General features: G+C 33.8%; 1 protein-coding gene. It reads right to left on the reverse strand.

Going from position 1 to position 349, the window contains the following annotated elements; translation table 11 throughout:
* Nucleotides 1-159: 159 nt before the first annotated feature.
* Nucleotides 160-349 (reverse strand): IS110 family transposase (locus tag DRF65_RS28240; RefSeq protein WP_165852335.1); only part of this gene is annotated, 190 nt, incomplete at its 5' end.

Here is a 349-nt window from a genome sequence, read left to right on the forward strand (position 1 = left end):
CTCCATTTCATAACTTACATCAGCTATTTTACTCACTTGATAAAAAGCCTTTTTTTCATTCTTAAACTGAGTCCTTACTTTTATTAGAAAATTTCTGTAAGTAAGAAAATTTTTTATTGTAAAAAGTACTTCTTCAGAAAGTGCAGAAGGGATAAGTTCCTACTCATGCATTTTTGCATATCGGGCTATTCTCCAGGCATCAACCTTGTCATTCTTTCCTCTTTGAATACCTTGGCTCAGCTTTATTTCCAAAGCTGGAACCTGATAATAGAGAAGTTGTCTTTCTTCCAACAAACTAGCTAAAAGAAGTCCATAGTTTCCCGTATTTTCAAAACAATATCGATGGCTG

The sequence above is a fragment of the Chryseobacterium pennae genome (genome assembly GCF_003385515.1).
GTDB classification, from domain to species: domain Bacteria; phylum Bacteroidota; class Bacteroidia; order Flavobacteriales; family Weeksellaceae; genus Chryseobacterium; species Chryseobacterium pennae.